This window comes from Candidatus Hydrogenedentota bacterium, from assembly GCA_035450225.1.
Lineage (GTDB): Bacteria > Hydrogenedentota > Hydrogenedentia > Hydrogenedentales > SLHB01 > DSVR01.
In genome coordinates this window covers 93,341-115,240 of the sequence record DAOTMJ010000005.1, presented here as the reverse complement: position 1 = coordinate 115,240, position 21,900 = coordinate 93,341, and the positions used below count along the sequence as shown (strand labels likewise).

Genomic DNA, 21,900 nt, shown 5'->3' with positions numbered 1-21,900 from the left:
GTGTAGGCTACCGGCGTGGAGGACTTTTGCATGGTATCGGTTGACGAACTCATTGCGCGCGGCATCGAACGCGGAGTCACGGCGTTGTCCGAATACGATTCGAAGCGTGTGCTGGCGGCGTACGGCGTGCCGGTGGTCGAGGAAATTCTGGCGGCCGGCGAGGAAGAGGCCGTGCGCGCGGGCAAGAAACTGGGTTATCCGGTGGCGGTGAAAGCCTGCGGCGCGGGATTGATGCATAAGAGCGATGTGGGCGGAGTCGCGCTGAATCTTGCCGGCGGCGCGGCGGTGCGCGATGCGGTCAGGCGCATGCAAGCAAGCGTAACCGCGCCTGTGGAGGGCTATTTGGTGCAACGAATGATTACGGGAAAGCGCGAGGTTATTGTGGGCGGCACGCGCGACGCGCTTTTTGGTCCCAGCGTCATGCTTGGATTGGGCGGCATCCTCGTCGAGGCGCTGGCGGACGTGTCGTTCCGGCTTGCGCCGCTCGAAGAACGCGACGCGCTCGAAATGCTGAATGAACTCCGCGCACAAAGGCTTTTCGGCGCGTTTCGGGGCGAACCGGCAGTAGACCGCGCGGCGTTGGCGCAGGTGCTTATCGCGGTGGGGCGCATCATGGCCGATCGCCCGGAAATTGCGCAGGTGGATGTCAACCCGCTAATTTTTCTGGGCGCCCGGCCGGTGGCCGTTGATGCGCTAATCACGCTGGCGAAAGGAACCCGCTCATGAATGCCTGCCCGAACGATTCACTGCGGTCGTTGCCGCCCACCGAACTCCGGCAACGCTTTCACGCCTTGTTCGAACCGGCGAGCGTCGCCATCGTCGGCGCATCGTCGTCGCCCTTGAAATGGGGATTTCGCATCCTGTTCAACACCATCATGGGCGGTTACAAGGGCGCGCTGTACGCCGTCAATCCGAAACATTCCGAAATACTCGATATCCCGTGCTATCCGAATATATCGGCTTTGCCGGAAGCCGTGGATCTCGCGCTCATCGTATTGCCGCCGAAATATGTGGTGGATGCCGTCAGGGAGTGCGCGATGCGCGGTGTGCGGGCCGTTATCGTGATTACAGCCGGTTTCGGCGAACTGGACGATCCCGCCGCGCAATCCGCGCAGGAGGAACTGGCCAGGCTCGCCGCGGAAACCGGCATTCTGCTGGTCGGGCCGAATTGCGCGGGCGTGGCGAGTCCGAATCCGAACAGCCTGTACAGCGGCATGCTCTATCGTTATCCGGGCGGCGGGGGGATGTCGGTTGTGTCGCAGAGCGGCAACGTCGGAATGACCACGTTGACTTGGGCCCAATTACATCAGGTCGGCATAGCGCGGTTTGTCAGCAGCGGCAACGAGGCCGCGACCCGTTGCGAGGATTATCTCCGGTTTTTCGCCCATGATGCGCATACCAAGGCCATCCTCGCCTATGTCGAGGGCACCCGCGACGGCCGCCGTTTTTTTGAGGCGCTCCGCGAAACCGCGGCCTGTAAACCGGTGGTCATTGTAAAGGGCGGGCGCACCGACGCGGGACAACGCGCCGCCGCCTCGCATACCGGTTCGCTCGCAAGCGCCGTGACGCTCTTCGAATCCGCCTGCCGCCAAGCCGGCGCGAACGTCGTGGACGATATTTACCAAGGCATGGAACTCGCCTCGGCCTTTGTTCATCAACCCCTGCCCAAAGGCCGCCGGGTGGTCATCGTGTCGGAAGGCGGCGGCTGGGGCGTAATCGGTGCGGACGCCTGCGCGGCGGCCGGTCTTGAAGTCATACCGTTGCCCGGCGAGATCATTCGCGAACTTGACGCGATCCTTCCCGGTTGGTGGAGCCGAAACAATCCGATTGATCTCGTGGCCGGCAACGACCGATCGCTCATGTCCCGGTCAGTCGAGGCCGTGCTGAAAAACGAGGGGGTGGACGCCGTTTTGGTGCTCGGCGTGGGCTACATGTGCAGCCGCAGCGCACGCTTGCGGGATTCGAAGGTCGTCGAGGATCTCGGCCTGGCCAAACTGATCGAAGTGGCCACCAACATGGAACTTCACGACGTGCAACGCATTTCCGGCCTTATTGACCTTTACGAAAAACCCATCATTGCCGCGTCCGACACGGTCATGCTTGCCTACGGGCCGTCGCCCAACGAGGCGATCCGCGAGATGGAACGCCTTGGCGTCTATGCGTATGCCAGCCCGTCCAACGCCGCGCGCACACTGGCCCATCTGGTGGAGCGTTATGAATTCCAACAACGCATTCCCCGCCGGCCGGCGCGCACCCAATAAATCAACGCGAAGCCACCTATTCTGGTGGTGAGAATCCATCCGGTTTCACCGTTCCATCGGCATTTCTCGTGCTATTCAGAAAATACATCCGGCCGCCACTCTGTTCTTGCTCTTGCTCTTGCTCTTGCTCGTGCTCTTGCTCTTGCTCGTGCTCGAACCTGCTGGCCCTTTTTAAGGGTCTTCCTCAAACCATCGGCTATGCTGGTGCTCGTTGTCTCTGCAGTCGGTTCAGTCCTGTTCGATGCAGACAAAGGCGACGGCGTATGAAGGGGTGTGCGAGAGGGCGCATGCGATTCGGACTCCGGGTGGCAACAGGTCCTTTAGCGCCGGTCCGAGTCTGATCCCCGGCCGTCCTTCACCGTCGTGAACAACCTCGATTTGATCGAGAGGCCACTCCGCGCGCAATCCGGTTCCTACCGCCTTGGCGAACGCTTCGCGGGCGGCCCAGCGGGCCGCCAGGATTTCGGCGCGCCGCGCAGGCCGGCTGTCGGCATAGGCCTGTTCTTGTTCGCTGAAAACCCGGACCAGTTGGCCGCATGCGAGCCGCGACGCGAAATCCGCGACATCAACAATGTCCACGCCTATTCCGAAAATCATCGGGCGGCTCTCCTCGTTCAAGGCGGCGCGTCAATCAGGTAATGGCTACGGCCGCGAACGAAACGATCCCGCCTGCGGGATCGTGCGCGTAGTCGTAGGCGAGCATCTCGGCGCGGACGGCGAGGTCTCCCGTCGTTTTCATGGCCGCGTGAATACAGCCCAGTCCGCAGACGCGCCGCGCATTGCCGTCGCGCCACACCGATTCCATGAATCCGTCCGCGTCGAGCGCAACCACGCGGGCCAGATCTTCCGTGTCCCGCTGCCGGACGAATTCGATGATGTCCTCGTTTATGTCGAAGGGATCCCCAAATCGCCGGCCGACATGGGCGAGATCGGCGCCCGCAACGACAACCGCGCGCTTGTCGCTTTCGGCCACCACCGCGCGGCATCGGTCGAGAAAGGCGGCCGCTTCAGGGCGGGCGTCGGGCGCGCCGCATAAAACCGGCACAATGCGCACATCCGGTCCAAACAAGTGCGCGAGCATGACCACCTGGAACTCGATGGAGTGCTCGGTCTTGTGCAACAGTTCGGCCTCGAAGGGATCCCACGGGCAGCCCTCCGCAATCCGTTCGACAATTTCCGGCGCATTGGCTATCAAACCGAGCGGCGTTTCAAAGTCTTTTCGAGTCAAAATGTAAGGCGAGGATGCGCCCGCATGGGCGACCCCGAAAACGAAGGCCAAGTCCGGGGCGGCTTGCAATTGGAGGCGTTTGTAGGCGTGACCGTAAACGCGCGCGCCGCGCCCGAAATCAATGTGGGGCGCAATCAGGCAGCGAACGGGCGGCGCCGCGTCTTCCGGCCCTTTCGCCAAAGCAAGACAATCGTCGAGAAAGGCACGCAGTTCATCCGGATTTTCAGGATACGATTTTCCCGCCAGATACGGTTCGCGCGCGGAAGCCGCCCTGAACGCGCCGAGCGCCTTGTCGTGGATGGCCTGAAATCGCGGCGTGGCCAGAAAGCCGTGTTCATCGAGATATTCGACGATTTTCAAAATGTCCTCGGACATGAGCATCGAACCGGTGTGTTTGGCGAAGGCATACTGGATATCGGCCACGTCGGAATGACCATCCAGATTCGCGGCGACAAAGTAGGCGACCGGCGACAACACCAAACTATCCTCGACAATTCCTTCCATGTCGTGGAGGCAGATTAGATGTTGTCCTTCGTGTTCTATCGAACTTGCATCGAGTTGCCGCAGTGCCGGGAGCGCCATGCCGGAACTATACCGTGCAAACCGTCTTCCACGCAAGATCCCCCTTTTGATGAAAACCTGCGCGTGAAGACTTTATACTGGTGACACGATTGGTTCGACAAGGGAGGGACTCGCGATGGCGCGCATGAATCGCAGGACGTTTATCGGTGCATTGGGTGCGGGCGCCGCCGGTCTTGCCGTTGCGGGCGCGGCATGGGGCAAACCGCGGAAACTGCCCAATATCGTGTTCATTCTGGCGGACGATCTCGGACGGCACCAGGTGCGTTGTTACGGCAACCCCTTTTACGAAACGCCGAACCTCGACTCGCTTGCGGCGCAGGGCGTGAAATTCAGCAATGCCTATGCGGCGTGCCCGGTATGTTCGCCCACGCGCGCGAGCATCATGACCGGCAAGTATCCGGCACGCCTGCACATTACCGACTACATCCCCGGCGACCCCTATCCATACGCGAAACTCAAGACGCCGGACTGGACCAAGGAACTGCCGACGGAAGAGGTAACGCTCGCGGAGAAGTTGAAAAGCGCGGGATACGCGACGGGTCATTTCGGCAAGTGGCATTTGGCACGGGAGAACGACGCGCGTTACACGCCGGGCGGGGCCGGCATGCCCGAAACACAGGGTTTTGACGACGTGTTGGTTACGGCGAAACCGGCTTCCAAAGAAACCGCGGCGGCCGGCGCCGATCCGGATTACGACGCGCATCACGCCCGCGCCATTACGGATCGCGCCGTCGCCTTCATCCGGTCGAACAAAGATCGCCCGTTTTTCTGCTACATCGCGCACAACCTCATCCATCGTCCGGAAATGGAGTATGCGCCCGCCATCGTCAAGTATGCCCAGAAATCCGAAGCCGGAAACGACAAGGGCAACAATCCCGTGCTCGGCGCCATGGTCGAAACGCTCGACAAGCAGATAGGCCGCATTTTGACGGCGCTGGACGAACTCGGACTCGCGGACAACACCGTCGTGGTGTTCTTCTCCGACAATGGCGATTTTTACGGGCGCGAAAGACACCAGCCGTTCCATGGGCACAAGGCCGACTTGTACGAGGGCGGCATACGCATGCCGTTGATCGTACGCTGGCCCAACGCCATCGAGGCCGGAAGCGAATCGGATGCGTTGGCGTGCAGCATTGACTTCTTGCCGACCTTTGCCGAGTTGGCGGGCGTACCCGTGGAGGACGGCCGACTTGACGGCGTAAGCCTGGTTCCCGTTTTATGCGGTGGGGCGCGCCTCGAACGCGACACGCTGTTCTGGCATTACCCGCATTATCACTCGATCGGCTTGGGGCCTTCCGGCGCCATCCGCAAAGGCAAGTACAAACTCATCGAATGGTTCGAGAAAAGCATCGGGGAGCCCATGCCCGACGATGCCTTGGAACTGTACGATCTCGAGTCCGATCCCGGCGAACGCCACAATCTGGCTTCGATCATGCCCGAAAAAACACGCGATCTACACGCCCGGTTGCGCGCGTGGCGACGATCAATCGGCGCGCAGGAAATGGAACTCAATCCGAATTACGATCCGGCGCGGGCCGCCGCTATCGCGGCTTTGATGTAGGCGACGTCTTCTTCCAGCACCTTGACCCGGGCTTCACCGGGGGGAAATCGGCCCAAAGATTCGTCTTCCAAGCAGATGTCTCCTTGGTAACCGGCGTCGGCAAGTATGCGAAGGACTTTGCGGTGATCAATGTCGCCTTCGGCAATGGGCGCGACATACACGCCGTATTCCCATCCCGCTTCCCGCATGATTTCGCGTTTGTCTTCGGGATAGTTGATGTTTTTGAGATGCGTATGCTTGGCAAAGGGCGCCAAGATGCGCAGAATGCCGTAGACTTCCGAAAGCGGGTAGCCGCGCCAATAAAAATTGCCCGTGTCCATGGTCGAACCGAGCCGGTCGGACCCGACGGCCTTGTAGACATTGAGTTGAAAAGCGAGATTGTTGCCCTGATACCCGTGGTTTTCAATGCCAAGGGCGACTTTCGAACCCTTGGTGCGTTCGAGGGCTTCACCGAGACCTTCCGCGAAAAGCGCAACGCGCGATTCAAAGTCCAGTTCGCGCTCGCGGCGCATGGCGGAATCAATGCGCACGGCGGGCATGCCCAGGATATCGGCGAGTTCGATGGCCCGCGCGACCCAAGCCGCATTGGATTCCGGCGTTCCCGCGCTGAAATCGCACGCCGTCAGGAATGCCACCGGACGAATGCCCAGCGATTCGAGATGGGCGCGGTAGGCGTGCGCGTCCGCGTCGGATGCGAGTTTCAACGTCGCTTTTGAATCCATGGCCAGCACGTCGAGATCGCTGGACAACGCGATCTCGACCGCGTCCACGCCCAGATGCCGCATCCCTTCGGCCGGACTCGGAAATTCGTCTATCGCCACCATACAATCGCGCACGGAACAATACATTTGAAAAGACTCCTTCCTCTTTGACCGGAATCGCCATGGGATTATTGTGGCACGGATGGCCGCCCGATTTCATGACGGAGAAAAGACCGGGGTGGCTTTGCCGTACTACATCCGCGGGATGTATGCCACAAAATGATGCGCTTCAATCCAGTCGAGGACATTTGCGCGGCAGGCATCGCTGAGATAATCGAATTCGATGCCGCTGACGCACGTGTCGCCGCGAAAACCGGGCCGGACCCACCGGATCGTGCCCGTGCCTTCGAGCAGCGGCAATTCCGGATCATCGAAGACGAATTTGAACCCTGTCAATTCGCCGACATGCGGTTTCTCGCCGATCGTGGTCAACGCGAAACCGCCCCGTCCCAGTTGCAGCAGGCTTTCTTCGCGGGCCTTTTCGATGGACGGGAATTGCCGATCGATAATCCGCACCGGCATCGAAGCGGGACGATGCGCCCAGCGTTCTTTCGGCGGCGCAAGCGCCTTTTGGACATTGTCCACCAGCGACTTGAGGCTGAAAGGCTTGGGAAAGATGCCCTCGGCGCCCCGGTGGTAGGCTTCCGAAGGCGCCAAATCGGATTCGTAGGCCGTGATGAAAAACACGGCGGGATCGGATATGTTGCGCGATCGGATGTTGTCGAGGAGTTCGATGCCGTTGTAACCGGCCATTCGGATATCCGTAATGACGGCATTGACGTGATGCGACTCGACGATGCCGAGCGCGCTGCGCCCGTTGTTGGCGGCGAAGACGCGGCTTCCCTGCAGCTTGAACTCGAATGCGACCATGTCGCACAAATCGGGTTCGTCGTCCACGACAAGTACGGTGCTTTCCTTTAAATCCACCATTTTACAACCCCTGTTCGGAAGCCCATGACCGGCATGCCGGATTCAATTTCCGCATGAAAGGCATCGCGTATCCTTTCGCGCGATCTCCGTCTCCGGCTCATGTTGCCTCCTCTTGGTAGCCCTGCCGCCCTTGTTATGTAAGTTGGCCTGAAAACTTCGACGCTTCTTACACGCGTAATTTTCCGACACCCTAATTGTGCCATGTTTTGGGTCAAGTTGCAAGTGAAATATCTTTTTAAAAACTCGGGGCTTTTTTTAGATTTCTTTGATTGAGGCGTTGCGGCTGAGCCGCCTTAGGGGAAAAAACGTTTTTATCCCCGCTCTTTTGCCGTTTCCCACATGGCGACCATATTTTCAGGGGGAACGTCCGGCTGGATGTTGTGAACTTGGGCAAAGACAAAACCGCCGCCGGGGGCCAGGTCTTCAATCCGCCGCTTCACCTCGTCGCGCACTGCTTCCACCGAGCCGCGCGGCAAAACGGTCTGGGTATCGCATCCTCCGCCCCAAAAAACGATGTCCCGGCCAAATTCGGCCTTGAGTTTCCGGGTGTCCATGTTGGCGGCGCTGACCTGAACGGGGTTGAGGATATCCACGCCCATTTCGATCAAATCCGGAATAAAGTCGTAGACGGAACCACAGGAGTGCATGAACAGTTTGGCGTCTTTCATCCGGCTTTTCATGAAACCGTACAACCGGGCCATGTGCGGCTTGACGACACGCCGCCACAACGCCGGGGCGATTTGCGGTCCGCCCTGCATACCGAGATCGTCCGCAACCGTCACGACATCGAGATAGGGACCGAGCGCCGCGATATAATGCTCGAATTCTTCCATGTGGAGTTCCGCGAGTGTCTCGAGCAGGGCCGTGGCCAGCGATTCGCCGGCCACGAGATCACACATGAAATTTTCCATGCCCCGGATGAGTTGCGCCGCGGCGAAGATATGGCCGCCGAAGACGCCCGCGATGGCGCAGTCCGTCGTCTCGCGAATCTGTTTTGCGCGTGCGGCCAACGCGGCGAGATCCTCGTCCAGCCATGCGGAACGATCCATCATCCGCAACACCGGCGTGTATTTCCCGACGTCTTCAGCCGTCTGGATGAACGGGCAAATGGGACCAGCGGGAGAAAACCACGGCGAATCTGCATGACGCTGGAGCATCGGCTTGCCATCCATGCCCATCAGAACGTCCGAACCGTCCTCGAGACGCACCGGATTCCAGCCTGCGGGTACTTCGCACGGCGAACCGTCCGACAACACGCTCGGTTTCCATTGTGTCGCCTCGAAGCTCAGCCGGATCACGTCGCCCGCGAAATACCGCCGTACTTCGTCATCAACCCGCGCCAACTGCATATAGACGTGAAAGAGGCGCGTGGGGCCGCTATGTATGCCCAGATGCGATTTCAGGCGGTTGTATGCGATGCCATGCAGCCCCGTCACTTCTGTGCCGCCCACGTCTATCGGCAAGCGATCCGGTTCGCGATGGTTGATGGCCGCCAGCACTCGTTCGCGTGATGTCATCTTGCATCCCTCCTTGCCATTGAGCCTACACGATATTTCAAGGATCCATCAAAATCTTCACGGTACGCTTTCAAGGCAAGACGATCAAGGGCATAAGGGACGTAAAAGACCTCAAGAACGGCAACTCCGCGTTGAAGCCTAAGGCGGCTCAGCCGCAATACATCAATCAAGGGCATGATTTCTTTGTCCGCAACTTCAGTGTTTCACACACAGAAGTTGCGGACAAAGAAACCATTACATCGCATGCCTTATGTCTCTTATTTATCGTTTTCCTTCAGAGGATTTCCCGAACGCCGGCGGATCCTCGAACGGCAAGCAAGATGAGGCGGATGCGATTCATGCCATGCAGGCCGCGTTTCGATGAAGGGACATGATCACCAGGCGCTTGATGTTCGAGAGGCGCGTGTTCCTGTTCGTCCGATCGGCGAGTACGCCGATCCTCCCCGTTCGCGCGGCGGAAATTGGCTTGAACTTAATCTTCCCGTCCCGGCATAATTCCGCGATTCATACGGGGTTTTCCCCGATTGTGCGGGAAAAATACGAATGACGGAACTGTTGAAAAATGAGCCGGTGGATTGCGTGCCGGATTGCCGCGTGGTGCCGCGCTTTCGCCGTATCGTGGTGTTGCTGTCCCTGGGTTTGATGGCAGCGCTTGCGTTAGCGGCGTTGCTGTTTGGAAAACCGGCGGCGCACGGGGTCATGCTGGGCGGAACGGCGGCGTTGCTTGGCTTCGAGATTTCGGTGCGCACGTTTCGACTTGAAACGGGTGGTGGAGATAAGGTAAAGTTCCGGCTCCGTATCTGGTGGGTAGTGCGATTCCTCGCCTACGCGGCGGCTTTGTGGAAAGGTCATAGCCTGGATACGGTGCAGTACAGCGGTCTCTTCGGTGCGATTGTGGGCTTGCTGATTGTGCGAGTGGTGGTAATGGTGGTTGGTATAACGGGTGTGGATTTGAAGAAGGCGTCCGGTTGATGGAAGAGATCGGTCAGCGGCTGACTTGGCACTATGTGCCTTTTACGGATATTCCCATACCGTTGGATGGAATCAATATCCTGACGGTGGCCAACAGCGTCCTTGTCATGCTCATTCTTTGGGCGGTGCTGTGGCTTGGCGCCCGCAAGTTTGCATGGGTGCCGGGACGTGGGCAATTGTTGGTGGAAACCTATGTGTCGGCGTTCGACGCGATGGTGACCGAAACGCTGCAGTTGCACAAGAAAGAAGAGAACCGCCACTTCTTTCCCCTGATTGCATCGTTGTTTGTCTTCATTCTACTCTGCAACGGCATCCCCCTGCTGCCGCTTCCGCACATCGAGGAACCGACGAGCGATCTGAATTGCACGCTGGCACTGGGCCTGATGGTCGTATCCTATTCGATGTATTGTGGGTTCAAGGCGCACGGAATCAAGGGTAAACTGGCGGAGATGTGCGGCCCATTCTGGCATCACGAGGGCAAATTCACGCTGGCGGCGTTGCCGGGCAAACTGATCGGCATCGGCTTTTTCTTTCCACTGCACATCATCGAAACGTTTTCGCGCGTACTTTCGATCTCGTGCCGTCTATTCGGCAATATCACCGGTGCGGCCATTATCATTACCGTGGTTTCGGCGTTGACCTACGGCATGGTGGTGCCCCTTGGATTGTATGCGTTTTTCCTCGTGTTTGAATCCGCCGTACAGGCGTTCGTGTTTTCCATGCTTGCCTTGATTTATATCGCGACAAACATGGAGCACGAATAGCGGCGGGGTAGTCGGGTCCGTAGCATGGCGGCCGCCTGCCGGTCTCCGTGTGGTTGATTACAGAAATCGAAAGGAGAAGAGAAACGGTTATGGATATCGGAACGGTAATGACGTTGATGCAAACCGTGGTCGGACAGGCTGCGGAAGGCGCACAAGGGATCAGCGGCGCGGATTTGATCATCATCGGCAAGGCGCTTGCCATGGCCTTCGCCATCGGCGTCGGCATTCTGGGCCCGGGTCTGATGGAAGGATATGCGACGGCCAAGGCCGTCGAGGGCATCGCCCGCAATCCCGGCGCGGCGGGCCTTATCACCCGCACCATGATCGTCGGCCAGGCCATCACGGAATCGAACTCGATCTACGCGCTCGTTATCGCGCTGTTGATCTGGCTTGTCCTGTAATCTTCAATTGCAAGCATCCCTGACGGAAGCGCGATGATTTCGCTCAATTTCACGCTGATCCTCCAGTTTGTGTTGTTCCTCATTTTCCTGTGGGGAGCCAACACGATGGTTTTTCGCCCGCTTCTGAAGGTCATGGACGACCGCAAGGCCAAGATTGAAAACGACCGGGCGGTGGCGGACGCCGAAACCCGTGAAGTGCAGGAACTGGATTCGGTGTACACCCGCCGTCTTGCGGAAGCCCACCAGGCCGCCGCGCATCGGCTGCACCAAGCCCGACATGAGGTGTACCAGCGCAACCGTGACTTTCTCGAGGAGCAGAAGCGCCGGGCGGATGCCGAGGTGGCGGCGGAACGCGCCGCGATGGATGCGCGTATTGAGATGGAACGCGGGAAGTTTCCGGAACTGCTTCCGGGGATAGTCGAGGCGATGGATCGCCAAATTGACGCGGAGGGCAGTCTGCTGTGAGGAATGCACAGGCCCTTTTCGCCGCCCTGAACGGAGATTCGGCATGAGCACGAAGAAGTTCTTGTATATCATGCTTGCCCTCTACGTGGCGGGCGCCGTCGTCGGCGTGGCGTTGTTTCGTTCGCCGGGGCTTTCCCGCGCGTATCTGAAGGAATTCGGCAAGGAACACAAGGAATTCCTTAAGATCAAGAAGTCGGACTGGTTCAAGGCGTACGAGGAAAGGCCCGCGCTGCACCCGCCCGTCAACGAGCATCAACGGGAACAGATCGAATTCGTCGAACATTACGAGGCCAATCCGCGTTTCCACGCCGAGGAGACGCGCGCGTTCCGTTACACGATTTATTTTCGCTTCCTGAACTCGGCGGTTTTCATCGCCCTGATGGCGTTTGCGTTGCGCAAGCCGCTTGGCGATTATCTTGACGGCAAGATTGCGGAAATCCGGTCCGAACTCGACGAGGCCGCGAAGGCTCGCGAGGAAGCCGCGCGTCTCAAGGAGCAAGCCCGGGGCAAGATTGAACATTGGGAAGAGGTCGAGGCGGCGATCATCAAGGAAGCCGATCAGGCGCTCGAAAAGGATCTGGCCAAGATCAATCAAGAGTTCGAGCAGTCGAAGGCCCAGTTCGAAAAGGAACTCGCCGATCGCCGACTGGCCGAACAGTACCGGGCGGAACGCACGATCAAGACGGAACTTGTGGAACAGGCCATTGCGGCCGTCGAGAACCGTTACCGCACGGAAGCGACCCTGGAACGTCTCAACCAGAACGTGGATACGTTTACCAAACTAATGGAACGACTGTCATGAGAGGAACGTTGCTGGCGGACCGATACGCGCGGGCCCTGCGCGGGGCGATTACCGATTCGGCGCTGCTTGAAGAGGCCTCGCATGTGCTCAACAGGCTGGCGGCGCTTCATGCCGGCAATTCCGATTTCCGGATGGCGATGGAAAATCCCGTGATTGAGATGGCGGCCCGGCGCCGGCTGCTCGATGCGGTGCTGGAGGCCCTTGCGGCGCCCCCGGAAGTGTCGCGGCTTTTGCATACAATGCTTGAGCGCAACCGCATGGCGGCGTTGCCGCAGGTTGCGTCACGATTTGAAAGCCATATCAACGAGTGGCTGAACCGCGTCGAGGCGTCGGTCGTGACGGCGGTGCCGCTGACCCCGGAATTGGAAACCAAACTCGTGCACAGCCTGCAGCGGTTTTCCGGCAAGACCGTGTATCTGAAGTGCAAAGTGGATCCCGGCATCATCGGCGGTCTCGCGGTGTATATGCGGGGCGTATTCTTCGATTTCAGCGTACGAACGCGATTGGAACGGCTCAAACAGAAACTCCTTACGGAGGAGATGACGCATGGAAATTAAGGCGCGCGCGGACGAGATTACCCAAATCATCCGCCAGCAGATTAGTGGGTTCAAGTGGAACGTGGACGTCGCCGAAGTCGGGACGGTCATTCTCGCGGGAGATGGCATCGCCCGCATCTACGGCCTTGAGAAGGCCATGGCGGGCGAACTGCTCGAATTCGATCACGGCGTGACCGGCATGGTCCTCAATCTCGAAGAGGACAATGTCGGCGCGGTGTTGTTCGGCGAATACGAGCGTGTGTGCGAGGGCGACACGGTCAAGCGCACGGGACGTATCGCATCGGTTCCGGTTGGCGAGGCGCTGATTGGGCGTGTCGTGAATGCCTTGGGCGTTCCGGTGGATGGACGTGGGCCCATTGAATCCGCGCAGTACAATCCGGTCGAACGCATCGCGCCGGGTATCGTGGACCGCCAACCGGTCAAGCGTCCGCTTCAGACCGGATTGAAAGCGGTAGACTCGATGACGGCCATCGGGCGCGGACAGCGCGAATTGATCATCGGCGACCGCCAAACCGGAAAAACGGCCATCGCTCTTGACGCCATCATCAACCAGAAGGGTCAGGACTGTATCTGTATTTATGTGGCCATCGGCCAGAAACGCTCAACCGTGGCGCGCGTCATCCAGGAACTGCGCGAGCACGGCGCGATGGACTATACCATCGTGGTCAGCGCCGCGGCGTCGGAAGCCGCCCCGCTCCAATATCTGGCGCCCTATTCGGGCTGCGCGATGGGTGAATTTTTTAGCGACAACGGCAAGCATGCGTTGATCGTCTATGACGATTTGTCAAAACACGCGGCGGCTTATCGCCAACTTTCGTTGTTGCTGCGCCGTCCGCCCGGCCGCGAGGCGTATCCCGGCGACGTGTTCTACCTGCATTCGCGCCTGTTGGAACGCGCGTCCTGCATGAGCGATGCGCGAGGCGGGGGATCGTTGACCGCGCTTCCTATCATCGAGACACAGGCCGGGGACGTGTCGGCCTACATCCCGACGAACGTCATCTCCATCACCGACGGCCAGATCTATCTCGAATCCAACCTGTTCTATTCGGGCGTGCGCCCGGCAGTCAACCCCGGCATCAGCGTGTCCCGCGTGGGCGGCGCCGCGCAGGTCAAGGCTATGAAGAAAGTCGCGGGCATGTTGCGTTTGAATCTGGCGCAATACCGCGAACTCGAATCGTTTGCCCAGTTCGGCAGCGACCTCGACAAGGCCACGCAGGCGCAATTGAACCGCGGCGCGCGGCTCGTCGAAATCCTGAAACAACCGCAGTACAAGCCATTGCCGGTCGAAAAGCAGGTATTGATTATCTTCGCTGCGACGAAAGGGTATCTGGACAATATTTCGGTACAGGCCATCGCGCGGTACGAGCAGGAATTGTACGCGTATTTCGACACGCAGGCGAAGGATCTCCAGGATGAACTTGCGCGAACCGGCGATCTCAGCGATTCGCTGATGCCAAAAATCGAACAAGCCGTGAAGTACTTTACCGAAAACGTCTGGAAAGAGGGCGGACACGAGTAATGCCCAGCCTGCAGGACATACGGCGGCGGATTGCCAGCGTCAAAAGCACGCAGAAGATCACCAAGGCCATGAAAATGGTCGCCGCGGCCAAGTTGCGCCGCGCACAGGACGCCATTGTCAGCGCGCGGCCCTATGCCTACAATATGCGCGATCTGACCAAACGCCTTGCGGCACGCGCCGATCGCGAAAGCCATCCGTTACTGAGTCCGGGCCGCAGTGAGACCGTGGCGTTGATCGTGGTAACGTCCGACAGGGGACTCTGCGGCGGTTTCAATTCAAACCTCGTAAATACGACGATGCGGGTCTTGCGCGAGGATTTCGCGGGCAAGCCGGTTGAATTGATTATTATCGGGCGCAAGGGCGTCGAGGCGTTGCGACGCCGCCCCTGCACCATCCGGGCCACCCATGTCGGCGTTTTCGAGAAATACTCGGTTACGGCTTCCGGCCGGATTATCGAAGAGGCCGCGAACGATTTCGTGGACGGCCGGTATGGCGAAGTGTACTGCCTGTACAACGAGTTCAAGTCGGCCATTTCGCAAAAAGTGATTGTCGAAAGGCTGCTGCCGTACGAATTGCCCGAGGAATCCCCGGGCGCCGACATTCCCTATATTTACGAACCCGGCGAGAGCGCGATCCTGTTCTCGCTGTTGGTGAAAAACATCCATGTGCAGATGCACCGCATCTTCCTTGAATCCGCGGCCAGCGAGCAGGGCGCGCGCATGGCGGCGATGGATTCCGCCACGAAGAATGCGGGCGATGTCATAGACCGTTTGACCCTCAAATACAACCGCGCGCGCCAGGATGCGATTACCAAGGAAGTGGTGGAAGTCGTAAGCGGCGCCGAAGCACTCTAGTTGATAGGCGCGGAACGTTTTTGCGCCAACGTGGAGGAACGCATGAAGACAGGACATGTTTCGCAGGTCATCGGACCGGTGGTGGACGTGAAGTTTGAACCCGGAGAACTTCCGCCGGTCTATACCGCGCTCGAAATTGCCCGACCGGGCGGAAAGACCCTGGTGCTCGAAGTCGCCCAGCATACCGGCGAAAACAGCGTACGGACCGTCGCCATGGACAGCACGGACGGACTGGTCCGCGGCATGGAAGTCGTCAATACGGGCCAATACATTACGGCGCCCGTCGGCAAGGAAGTCTTGGGGCGCATCATCAACGTGGTGGGCCAGCCGGTGGATGAAATGGGGCCGCTCGAAACCCGCGAACGCTGGCCGATTCACCGTCCCGCGCCCGATTTCGCGGATCTCGACACCCGCACTGAAATTTTTGAGACCGGCATCAAGGTCATTGACCTGCTGGCGCCTTATTGCCGCGGCGGCAAAACGGGCCTTTTCGGCGGCGCGGGCGTCGGCAAGACTGTGCTGATCATGGAACTCATCCACAACGTCGCCAAGAAACACGGGGGGTATTCCGTGTTTGCGGGTGTCGGCGAACGCACCCGCGAAGGCAACGACCTCTGGCTCGAAATGAAACATTCGGGCGTCATTGACAAGGCCGCGCTCGTGTACGGCCAAATGACCGAACCGCCCGGCGCGCGCGCGCGCGTCGGATTGACGGGCCTGACCGTCGCCGAATATTTCCGCGATCAGGAAGGACAGGACGTGCTCCTGTTCATTGACAACATTTTCCGTTTTACACAGGCCGGCTCGGAAGTGTCGGCGCTGCTGGGCCGCATGCCGAGCGCCGTGGGATACCAGCCGACCCTCGCCACCGAAATGGGCGAATTGCAGGAGCGCATCACGACGACCAAAAAGGGTTCGATTACGTCGGTGCAGGCCATTTACGTTCCCGCGGACGACTTGACCGACCCGGCGCCCGCCACGGCCTTTGCGCATCTCGACGCCACCACAGTGTTGTCGCGACAAATCGTCGAACTCGGCATCTATCCCGCCGTGGACCCGCTCGACTCGACGAGCCGCATCCTGGATCCGCGCGTGGTGGGCGACGAACACTACCGGGTTGCGCGCGGCGTGCAGCGCATTCTTCAGCGCTACAAGGATTTGCAGGACATTATTGCGATCCTCGGCATGGACGAACTGTCCGAAGAAGACAAGCAGATCGTCGGGCGCGCCCGCCGTATCCAGCGATTCCTCTCGCAGCCCAACTTCGTGGCCGAGGAATTCACGGGCATGGCCGGAAAATACGTTGCCATCGAGGACACGATCCGCAGTTTCACCCAACTGCTGGCCGGCGACTACGATCACCTGCCTGAACAGGCATTCCTGTACTGCGGCGCCATCGAAGACGCCGTCGAGAAGGCCAAGGCCATGGGAGTGAGCTGATTGTGGCGGAAACGCTGAATCTGGAAATTTGCGCGCTGGACCGATCGCCGCTGCGCTGCGACGCGGCCGAAGTTTCCGTGCCCGGCACCCAAGGTTTGTTTGTCGTGTTGCCCGGCCATGCGCCGTTGCTTTCGACCATCGAACTCGGCGTGATGCAAGCGGTGTTGCCCAACGGCGAAAAGCGATCCTTCGCGGTCAGCGGCGGATTCGTCCAGGTTCTGGACAACAAAGTCTTGGTATTGAGCCAGACTGCGGAGGCGGGCGACGAAATAGACATCGAACGCGCCGAAGCCGCACGCGATCGCGCAAAAAAGCGCCTTGAACATCCAAATGAAAACACCGACGTGCACCGCGCGGAAATCGCGTTGAAACGCGCACTCAACCGCCTTTACGCTGCGGGACGATCCGGCGACGCCTGACGGTTGCCTGCCGGATACGGTTATTTTCTCGTGTTTTTTCGACGCGAGTACTAGGTATCCCCATGCGCATGAAACGGTGGACAAGCGGGGCGCGCATTTGGTATCATCAAGGCAGTTTGGCGGCGTAGCTCAGTTGGTAGAGCAGCGGAATCATAATCCGCGTGTCGGCGGTTCGATCCCGTCCGCCGCTACCAAAGAAAACCCAGGGTGGGCGAGGTTTTATATCTTGCCCGCCGTTCTTTTTGTGCGCCTGCCACAAGTCCTCCGTGGATTCTCCGGCCCTTTTTCTTGGACGCACGCGCATTGGCCGGACTTCGACCTACGTGGCCTCAGATGAAAAGAGAATGTGTTCGGATGTCGAATCCGTGACTTATCGAGGCCATATCCAAGGCGGCGCCATAGTAACTGTGGGCCATTATTTCCAGCAAACGGGCTTCAATGTCCTATTGTTCTACTTATTCATATGAATAATAATACATTGATTCTATGAAGCACGTTCAGACGGGATTGCCGTCGAGGAAGACGCCCCGCAAAACGGCCTGCCAGCGAGCCGGATCTTTCTTTATGTCGAACACGATGAATTCGGCTTTTGCTCCCGGTCGCGGCGGCTTGAATCGCAGGGGGATGCGCAGGATTCGGGCGGGCACGGTCGTGGCGCAGGCGATGGCCTGTTCGAGGGTCAAATCGGTTGTGCGCGCTGCGTTGATGACGCCTTGCAGCAACATGCAGGAACTTCCCGCGAGCAGGTCCGTTCCGCTGAGGCAAATCCGGCCTGTCGGCAGCAGTTCCACGGCCATGCCGCCCAGTGCATAGCGGCCCGGCTTGAGGCCCGCAAGGTGTACGCAATCCGAGGCCAAAATCGTGCGTTCGGGACCTTTTACGCGCACAAATGATTTCAAGACGGGTTCGGGCAGATGGTCGAGGTCCGCAAGCAGACTGGCGGCCAGCCGGTCGTCGGCCAATTGGGGCCAGATCGGATTGAAATGACGGTGAATCATCGAGGCGATGCCGTTGCCCAAGTGCGTGCATAGCCGCGCGCCGGCTTCGATGGCCCCCGAAATCTGTTCCGCTGAAGCGTCGTGATGGCCGATGGCCACGGTCACGCCCTGTGCCGTTGCCTCGCGGATGAATGCCGGCGCGCCATTCCATTCGGGCGCGAGGGTGATATAACAAATGGCGCCTCCGGCTGCTTGTTGCAATCGCGCGAATGCGCGCAGGGACGGCTTGCGCACATAATCCTTTGCATGCGCGCCGCGCGGCCCGTCGTGGGGGGAAATGAACGGGCCCTCGATGTGGATGCCGGGAATCGCGCGGCGAATGACGGGGTCGCGCCGCGCTTGTGCAATGATCCGGCATGTGCGTTCCATGAGGCCGAGAGGTCCGGTAATCAGCGTTGGAATCCAGTAGCCGACCCCGTGTGCGGCCATGCCGCGGGACAACCGGCACACATCCTCGACGGACAGCGTGGGGGACTGCAGGTCAATGCCTCCCCACCCGTTGACTTGGATATCGAACAGCGGCGGCGCGATAATTGAATGACGCGAACCCCAATCGGCGCGCCCGCGGCCCGCGCGCCGGATTGAAACAATACGTCCCTTGGCGATGTGGATGTCCCACGCGCCCGCTTGGCCCATCAACGTTCCTCGAACCAACATATCCACCACATGTCCTCCTTGGGTCAAGAGTGCCCAAATTGAACCATTGTATCAAGCCGGTGTATCGGATGGCGTGGAATGTTCAGGATCGGATGCTCGCGCATGCGTGCGGACTTGGATTCAACGGGACGCAATCCAAGAGTACGTGGCCATGGATTGCGGCGGGAGTTCGGCCTGAAACGCCTGGCCCTGGCAACGGACGCCGAACTTGCGCTTTTCCCGGGTGTTGTTTGCCGCAACCAGAACGGCTGTTCCGTCAGGATTCAGGAATGCGATGTGATTGAAGCGAGGATCGCCGCGGACCGTTTCAATGACGCGCGCGCCGCGCTTGACGAACTTGGAAAAGTGGCCGTACATGTAGTAATCGAAACGGTAGGCGAGCGTTTTCGCCACGGGATCGAATACGATGCAGGTGGGGCTGCAATGATGGGGGCCGTTGTTTGGTTTGCCCTTCTTGTCTATGACCGTCACCCACGCGTTGTAACTGCGCGCCCCATTGGCGAAATAGTTCATGATTTGGATGGCGCCGCCGAGGTTGTAGGTCGAACCTTCCGTGAAATAGACGTGCTTGTCCGGAAATTCGCGGGCGAGCGCGCCCATTGCTTCCGGTTTGCCCTCGTATAGATGAAACGCCGTGCCGTCCACGAATTTCGCGGCATCGGGATCGCGCAGAATGGCTTGTGGAAATGCCACATTGTTGAAGTTGTGGTCGAAACACCAGACAAGCGCCTTGATGCCTTCCGAGGCAAACAATGGCCCCAGGCTGTTCTTGATGAAGTCGCGCTGAACGTCGCCCGTCCATGCGCAGGAAGGATAGGTGGTCACGTTGACGCCGGGTTCGTTTTGAATCGTGATGGCGTGGATGGGGATGCCTTCGGCTTCATAGGCCTTTATGAATCGCGCCAGATAACGCGCATAGGCATCGTGGTGTTGCGGCAGGAGCCTGCCCCCGCAGAGGTTTCCCGAATCCTTCATCCATGCCGGCGGACTCCATGGCGATGCGAAGAAGAGCAGGTCCGGATTGGCCGCTTGGGCCGCCTTGATGATCGGCAACAGGTAGTCGTGGTCTTTTGCGATGCTAAAGCGTTCCAGGTTCGGATCGGTCTGTCCTTCAGGCAGGTCATCGTAAGAATACCAGGGATCGCCGGTGAAATCGGACGTGCCGATGCAGAGCCGCATCAGGTTCATGCCTATCCCCTTGTCCGGATCGAGCAGGCGCTCGATTGCCTCGCCGCGCGTGGCCGGATCGAGTTGGGAGAGGTTGTAGCAGGTGCTGTGCTCGAGCGACGAGCCGATGCCCAGGATGGACTGCCGCGTTTTTGTCAGATCAACGATGATGTCGTCCGCCTTGCCGCCGCGATCTTTCTTGAGGGCGATGGCGGGCTTGGATGCCAGACAATCTCGCATGTCCAGGGAACTAATCCATACGTCTACCTCCGCCTGGCCATGGGATGCCAACACCATTGCGCAGACCGACACCGCCCAGATTCTCGACGCCATACACACATTTTTCATGATTGTTTTTCCTGCCATGATCCGCGTTCGGACAGCACCAGCCGTCGTTCTGTGCGGGGGTATTTGATTTCCAGCCAAGCCGGGATTGTGCCGGGATTCGGGTTTGTGAACATATAACGAACCGTTCCGCCGTTCTCACGCTCGGCGCATAGATTTTTTTGGGCATGGCCGGAAGGGTCCCGCAACAGGATTGGAAGAGCGGCCTCGCGCGCAGCCCACGGACCGTGCAGCCTGAACACAATGACGATATGATCGTTTTCCATCCATAGCTTCGACGGATCGCCGCCCCATTCCGCGACCGGTCCCGCGCCTATCTGGCCCTTGATGTCTTCCTGATAACTTTCCCATGCCGGATTGCTTTGGGCTATACGCGCCGCGAGTTCATTGTCCGACGGTCCTTGGCCGCATCCCGCGAGCAGGATCGCGGCCAAGAGACCGATTGCCGCGCTAAAGAACCCTCGGTTGGGCTGAACGGGAAAGGGGAAAGCGGACGAAGGCCGAAGGCGCGTGTCCACTTTGTCCATTTCTTCCACCCCGTCCATTTTGCAAGAGCCGATGCGTGCGAAGCACGATGCCCGTGCCTAGCGGTCCGTCCGGCGCCGATCCACGAACATGATGCTCCGTTTGTTGGGCTGTGCCATTTGCCGTACTTGGGCTAACACTTCGAACATTTTTTTGGCGCTTTTGAACTGGCGGTGCTGGGTGTGGGCCACGCCGATGGACAACGCCATGAGCGGACATCGCACTTCATTGCCGCGTCTGTCCGTGGCGATGATATGGCCTTGGGCCACTTCCTGGGGAGAATAGAGCGACTGCACGTTTTGATCGAATGTGTCCATGAGGGCCGAGCAGAAGCGTTCATAATCCTCGATGTTTACCAGCACCACAAAATGTTCGCCGCCCATGTGGGCCGTGAAGCCCTCGTAAATGCCCGCGTTGCGCATGAGGTTGGAGAGAATCCTCGCCATGAACCGCAAGGCATTGGCCATGCCTTCTTGGCCGCGCGAGGCGCAGTACGGCTTGAATCCGACAATGTCAATATAAATGGCGGCAATGGCGGTGCCCCTTGCCAGCCGGTGATTGATTTCCCGTTTGATGGCTTCGGTGCCGGGGAGATTGGTAACCGGGTTTCGCTTGTCCATGGATTCCAGCAGGCCGACCAGCGATGCCAGTTTGTCCGTGAGGCGATCCAGTTTGAACGGCTTGACGAGATAGTCGTCGGCGCCCTGTTCGAGTCCGTGGAGGATCTCCGGTTCCTCGCCGAGAGCGGTCAGGATCAAGATTGCCATGCGGTACAGTTCGGGATCCTTGCGTAGGCGGCGGCAGATCTGATAGCCCGTCACGCCGGGCAGCATGATGTCGAGGATGGCGATGTCGGGCTTGACCTGCTTGGCCAGTTCGAAGGCCCCCTCGCCGGTGTTGGTCACAAAGGCTTGGTAGCCGTCCGCCGCCAGTTTCGTGCGCACCAGCTCCGCCAAATCCACATCGTCGTCAACTATTAGAACCTTGGTCATGAAACCCGTACTCCCAGTTAAAGTGGTTGCCGTGCGTTCGCGCACGACCCTTGCGCGCGGAAAGAGCCGCCCCGGGCACACACGCCACGCTTAATGTAAAAGAACACTCATTATGATACCGTATAAACGGAATCCGCGCAAGCGTCGTTTGGAAGGTATTTGGATGGTTGCGGAACGAGTGAA

General features: G+C 59.2%; 22 protein-coding genes and 1 tRNA gene. 14 read left to right on the top strand and 9 right to left on the bottom strand.

The window, feature by feature from the left end; genetic code table 11:
• Positions 1 to 30: 30 nt before the first annotated feature.
• Together P5540_05205 and P5540_05200 are read left to right on the top strand one after the other, a co-directional pair.
• Positions 31 to 726 carry an acetate--CoA ligase family protein gene (locus tag P5540_05205; GenBank protein HRT64205.1) on the top strand — a complete coding sequence of 232 codons (696 nt, stop codon included), beginning with the start codon at positions 31 to 33 and terminating at the stop codon, positions 724 to 726.
• Entirely contained in the window at positions 723 to 2,261 is a 1,539-nt protein-coding gene (locus tag P5540_05200; GenBank protein ID HRT64204.1) for a CoA-binding protein, read from the top strand. The genes P5540_05205 and P5540_05200 overlap by 4 nt, the downstream gene beginning before the upstream one ends.
• Before the next feature lie 228 nt (positions 2,262 to 2,489).
• Here P5540_05200 and acpS read toward each other — a convergent pair whose 3' ends face one another.
• Both acpS and amrB read right to left on the bottom strand, forming a co-directional pair.
• Positions 2,490 to 2,858: a holo-ACP synthase gene (acpS, locus tag P5540_05195; protein HRT64203.1), complete on the bottom strand. Its 369-nt coding sequence runs from the start codon at positions 2,856 to 2,858 to the stop codon at positions 2,490 to 2,492.
• 34 nt (positions 2,859 to 2,892) lie between these two features.
• Complete coding sequence (gene amrB, locus P5540_05190) at positions 2,893 to 4,071, bottom strand: AmmeMemoRadiSam system protein B (protein ID HRT64202.1); 1,179 nt, start codon at positions 4,069 to 4,071, stop codon at positions 2,893 to 2,895.
• A 115-nt stretch (positions 4,072 to 4,186) separates the two neighbouring features.
• Here amrB and P5540_05185 point away from each other — a divergent pair, with 115 nt between their 5' ends.
• Positions 4,187 to 5,632 carry a sulfatase gene (locus tag P5540_05185; GenBank protein ID HRT64201.1) on the top strand — a complete coding sequence of 482 codons (1,446 nt, stop codon included), beginning with the start codon at positions 4,187 to 4,189 and terminating at the stop codon, positions 5,630 to 5,632.
• Here P5540_05185 and P5540_05180 read toward each other — a convergent pair.
• The 3 genes from P5540_05180 to P5540_05170 all read right to left on the bottom strand — a co-directional run bounded on the left by P5540_05180 (position 5,590) and on the right by P5540_05170 (position 8,840).
• The gene (locus P5540_05180) at positions 5,590 to 6,480 is read right to left on the bottom strand and encodes a sugar phosphate isomerase/epimerase family protein (protein ID HRT64200.1); all 891 of its coding nucleotides are present in this window, start codon (positions 6,478 to 6,480) and stop codon (positions 5,590 to 5,592) included. The genes P5540_05185 and P5540_05180 overlap by 43 nt on opposite strands.
• A gap of 105 nt (positions 6,481 to 6,585) precedes the next feature.
• Positions 6,586 to 7,323 carry a response regulator gene (locus tag P5540_05175; protein ID HRT64199.1) on the bottom strand — a complete coding sequence of 246 codons (738 nt, stop codon included), beginning with the start codon at positions 7,321 to 7,323 and terminating at the stop codon, positions 6,586 to 6,588.
• Positions 7,324 to 7,634: 311 nt separating this feature from the next.
• Positions 7,635 to 8,840 carry a uroporphyrinogen decarboxylase family protein gene (locus tag P5540_05170; GenBank protein HRT64198.1) on the bottom strand — a complete coding sequence of 402 codons (1,206 nt, stop codon included), beginning with the start codon at positions 8,838 to 8,840 and terminating at the stop codon, positions 7,635 to 7,637.
• 543 nt (positions 8,841 to 9,383) lie between these two features.
• Here P5540_05170 and P5540_05165 point away from each other — a divergent pair.
• The 11 genes from P5540_05165 to P5540_05115 all read left to right on the top strand — a co-directional run bounded on the left by P5540_05165 (position 9,384) and on the right by P5540_05115 (position 17,227).
• Positions 9,384 to 9,812, top strand: a complete 429-nt coding sequence (locus P5540_05165) for a hypothetical protein (GenBank protein ID HRT64197.1) — start codon at positions 9,384 to 9,386, stop codon at positions 9,810 to 9,812.
• Positions 9,812 to 10,576, top strand: coding sequence for a F0F1 ATP synthase subunit A (locus P5540_05160; GenBank protein ID HRT64196.1), 765 nt, complete (start codon positions 9,812 to 9,814; stop codon positions 10,574 to 10,576). The genes P5540_05165 and P5540_05160 overlap by 1 nt, the downstream gene beginning before the upstream one ends.
• 200 nt (positions 10,577 to 10,776) lie before the next feature.
• Positions 10,777 to 10,977, top strand: coding sequence for an ATP synthase F0 subunit C (gene atpE / locus P5540_05155; GenBank protein HRT64195.1), 201 nt, complete (start codon positions 10,777 to 10,779; stop codon positions 10,975 to 10,977).
• Between the two features lie 33 nt (positions 10,978 to 11,010).
• Positions 11,011 to 11,442 (top strand): hypothetical protein, encoded by a 432-nt coding sequence (locus tag P5540_05150; protein ID HRT64194.1) that lies wholly within the window; start codon positions 11,011 to 11,013, stop codon positions 11,440 to 11,442.
• Between the two features lie 43 nt (positions 11,443 to 11,485).
• Positions 11,486 to 12,244, top strand: a complete 759-nt coding sequence (locus tag P5540_05145; protein HRT64193.1) for a hypothetical protein — start codon at positions 11,486 to 11,488, stop codon at positions 12,242 to 12,244.
• A complete protein-coding gene (gene atpH / locus P5540_05140) occupies positions 12,241 to 12,801 on the top strand; it encodes an ATP synthase F1 subunit delta (GenBank protein ID HRT64192.1) in 561 nt (186 codons plus the stop codon). The genes P5540_05145 and atpH overlap by 4 nt, the downstream gene beginning before the upstream one ends.
• The gene (gene atpA / locus P5540_05135; GenBank protein HRT64191.1) at positions 12,791 to 14,320 is read left to right on the top strand and encodes a F0F1 ATP synthase subunit alpha; all 1,530 of its coding nucleotides are present in this window, start codon (positions 12,791 to 12,793) and stop codon (positions 14,318 to 14,320) included. Before atpH ends, atpA begins: the two co-directional genes overlap by 11 nt.
• Positions 14,320 to 15,174 (top strand): ATP synthase F1 subunit gamma, encoded by an 855-nt coding sequence (gene atpG, locus P5540_05130; protein HRT64190.1) that lies wholly within the window; start codon positions 14,320 to 14,322, stop codon positions 15,172 to 15,174. The genes atpA and atpG overlap by 1 nt, the downstream gene beginning before the upstream one ends.
• Positions 15,175 to 15,216: 42 nt before the next feature.
• Complete coding sequence (atpD, locus tag P5540_05125) at positions 15,217 to 16,614, top strand: F0F1 ATP synthase subunit beta (GenBank protein HRT64189.1); 1,398 nt, start codon at positions 15,217 to 15,219, stop codon at positions 16,612 to 16,614.
• 2 nt (positions 16,615 to 16,616) lie between these two features.
• Entirely contained in the window at positions 16,617 to 17,033 is a 417-nt protein-coding gene (locus tag P5540_05120; GenBank protein ID HRT64188.1) for a F0F1 ATP synthase subunit epsilon, read from the top strand.
• Positions 17,034 to 17,151: 118 nt separating this feature from the next.
• Positions 17,152 to 17,227, top strand: a tRNA-Met gene (locus tag P5540_05115).
• Between the two features lie 303 nt (positions 17,228 to 17,530).
• Here P5540_05115 and P5540_05110 read toward each other — a convergent pair.
• From P5540_05110 to P5540_05095, 4 genes are all read right to left on the bottom strand, one after another.
• Positions 17,531 to 18,688, bottom strand: coding sequence for an amidohydrolase family protein (locus tag P5540_05110; GenBank protein HRT64187.1), 1,158 nt, complete (start codon positions 18,686 to 18,688; stop codon positions 17,531 to 17,533).
• A gap of 120 nt (positions 18,689 to 18,808) precedes the next feature.
• The gene (locus P5540_05105) at positions 18,809 to 20,203 is read right to left on the bottom strand and encodes a glycoside hydrolase family 30 beta sandwich domain-containing protein (GenBank protein HRT64186.1); all 1,395 of its coding nucleotides are present in this window, start codon (positions 20,201 to 20,203) and stop codon (positions 18,809 to 18,811) included.
• Positions 20,200 to 20,727, bottom strand: coding sequence for a hypothetical protein (locus P5540_05100; GenBank protein ID HRT64185.1), 528 nt, complete (start codon positions 20,725 to 20,727; stop codon positions 20,200 to 20,202). The genes P5540_05105 and P5540_05100 overlap by 4 nt, the downstream gene beginning before the upstream one ends.
• 57 nt (positions 20,728 to 20,784) lie before the next feature.
• The gene (locus tag P5540_05095; protein HRT64184.1) at positions 20,785 to 21,717 is read right to left on the bottom strand and encodes a response regulator; all 933 of its coding nucleotides are present in this window, start codon (positions 21,715 to 21,717) and stop codon (positions 20,785 to 20,787) included.
• Positions 21,718 to 21,900 lie beyond the last annotated feature (183 nt).

Bases quoted from the DNA above. Each gene is read 5' to 3' on its own strand.
- P5540_05170 (HRT64198.1), bottom strand. From the start codon at position 8,840: ATGACATCACGCGAACGAGTGCTGGCGGCCATCAACCATCGCGAACCG.
- P5540_05100 (HRT64185.1), bottom strand. From the start codon at position 20,727: ATGGACAAAGTGGACACGCGCCTTCGGCCTTCGTCCGCTTTCCCCTTT.
- amrB (HRT64202.1), bottom strand. From the start codon at position 4,071: ATGGCGCTCCCGGCACTGCGGCAACTCGATGCAAGTTCGATAGAACAC.
- atpA (HRT64191.1), top strand. From the start codon at position 12,791: ATGGAAATTAAGGCGCGCGCGGACGAGATTACCCAAATCATCCGCCAG.
- atpE (HRT64195.1), top strand. From the start codon at position 10,777: ATGGCCTTCGCCATCGGCGTCGGCATTCTGGGCCCGGGTCTGATGGAA.
- acpS (HRT64203.1), bottom strand. From the start codon at position 2,858: ATGATTTTCGGAATAGGCGTGGACATTGTTGATGTCGCGGATTTCGCG.
- P5540_05180 (HRT64200.1), bottom strand. From the start codon at position 6,480: ATGTATTGTTCCGTGCGCGATTGTATGGTGGCGATAGACGAATTTCCG.
- P5540_05095 (HRT64184.1), bottom strand. From the start codon at position 21,717: ATGACCAAGGTTCTAATAGTTGACGACGATGTGGATTTGGCGGAGCTG.
- atpD (HRT64189.1), top strand. From the start codon at position 15,217: ATGAAGACAGGACATGTTTCGCAGGTCATCGGACCGGTGGTGGACGTG.
- P5540_05175 (HRT64199.1), bottom strand. From the start codon at position 7,323: ATGGTGGATTTAAAGGAAAGCACCGTACTTGTCGTGGACGACGAACCC.
- P5540_05150 (HRT64194.1), top strand. From the start codon at position 11,011: ATGATTTCGCTCAATTTCACGCTGATCCTCCAGTTTGTGTTGTTCCTC.
- P5540_05145 (HRT64193.1), top strand. From the start codon at position 11,486: ATGAGCACGAAGAAGTTCTTGTATATCATGCTTGCCCTCTACGTGGCG.
- atpG (HRT64190.1), top strand. From the start codon at position 14,320: ATGCCCAGCCTGCAGGACATACGGCGGCGGATTGCCAGCGTCAAAAGC.
- P5540_05110 (HRT64187.1), bottom strand. From the start codon at position 18,688: ATGTTGGTTCGAGGAACGTTGATGGGCCAAGCGGGCGCGTGGGACATC.
- P5540_05160 (HRT64196.1), top strand. From the start codon at position 9,812: ATGGAAGAGATCGGTCAGCGGCTGACTTGGCACTATGTGCCTTTTACG.
- P5540_05205 (HRT64205.1), top strand. From the start codon at position 31: ATGGTATCGGTTGACGAACTCATTGCGCGCGGCATCGAACGCGGAGTC.
- atpH (HRT64192.1), top strand. From the start codon at position 12,241: ATGAGAGGAACGTTGCTGGCGGACCGATACGCGCGGGCCCTGCGCGGG.
- P5540_05185 (HRT64201.1), top strand. From the start codon at position 4,187: ATGGCGCGCATGAATCGCAGGACGTTTATCGGTGCATTGGGTGCGGGC.
- P5540_05105 (HRT64186.1), bottom strand. From the start codon at position 20,203: ATGAAAAATGTGTGTATGGCGTCGAGAATCTGGGCGGTGTCGGTCTGC.
- P5540_05200 (HRT64204.1), top strand. From the start codon at position 723: ATGAATGCCTGCCCGAACGATTCACTGCGGTCGTTGCCGCCCACCGAA.
- P5540_05165 (HRT64197.1), top strand. From the start codon at position 9,384: ATGACGGAACTGTTGAAAAATGAGCCGGTGGATTGCGTGCCGGATTGC.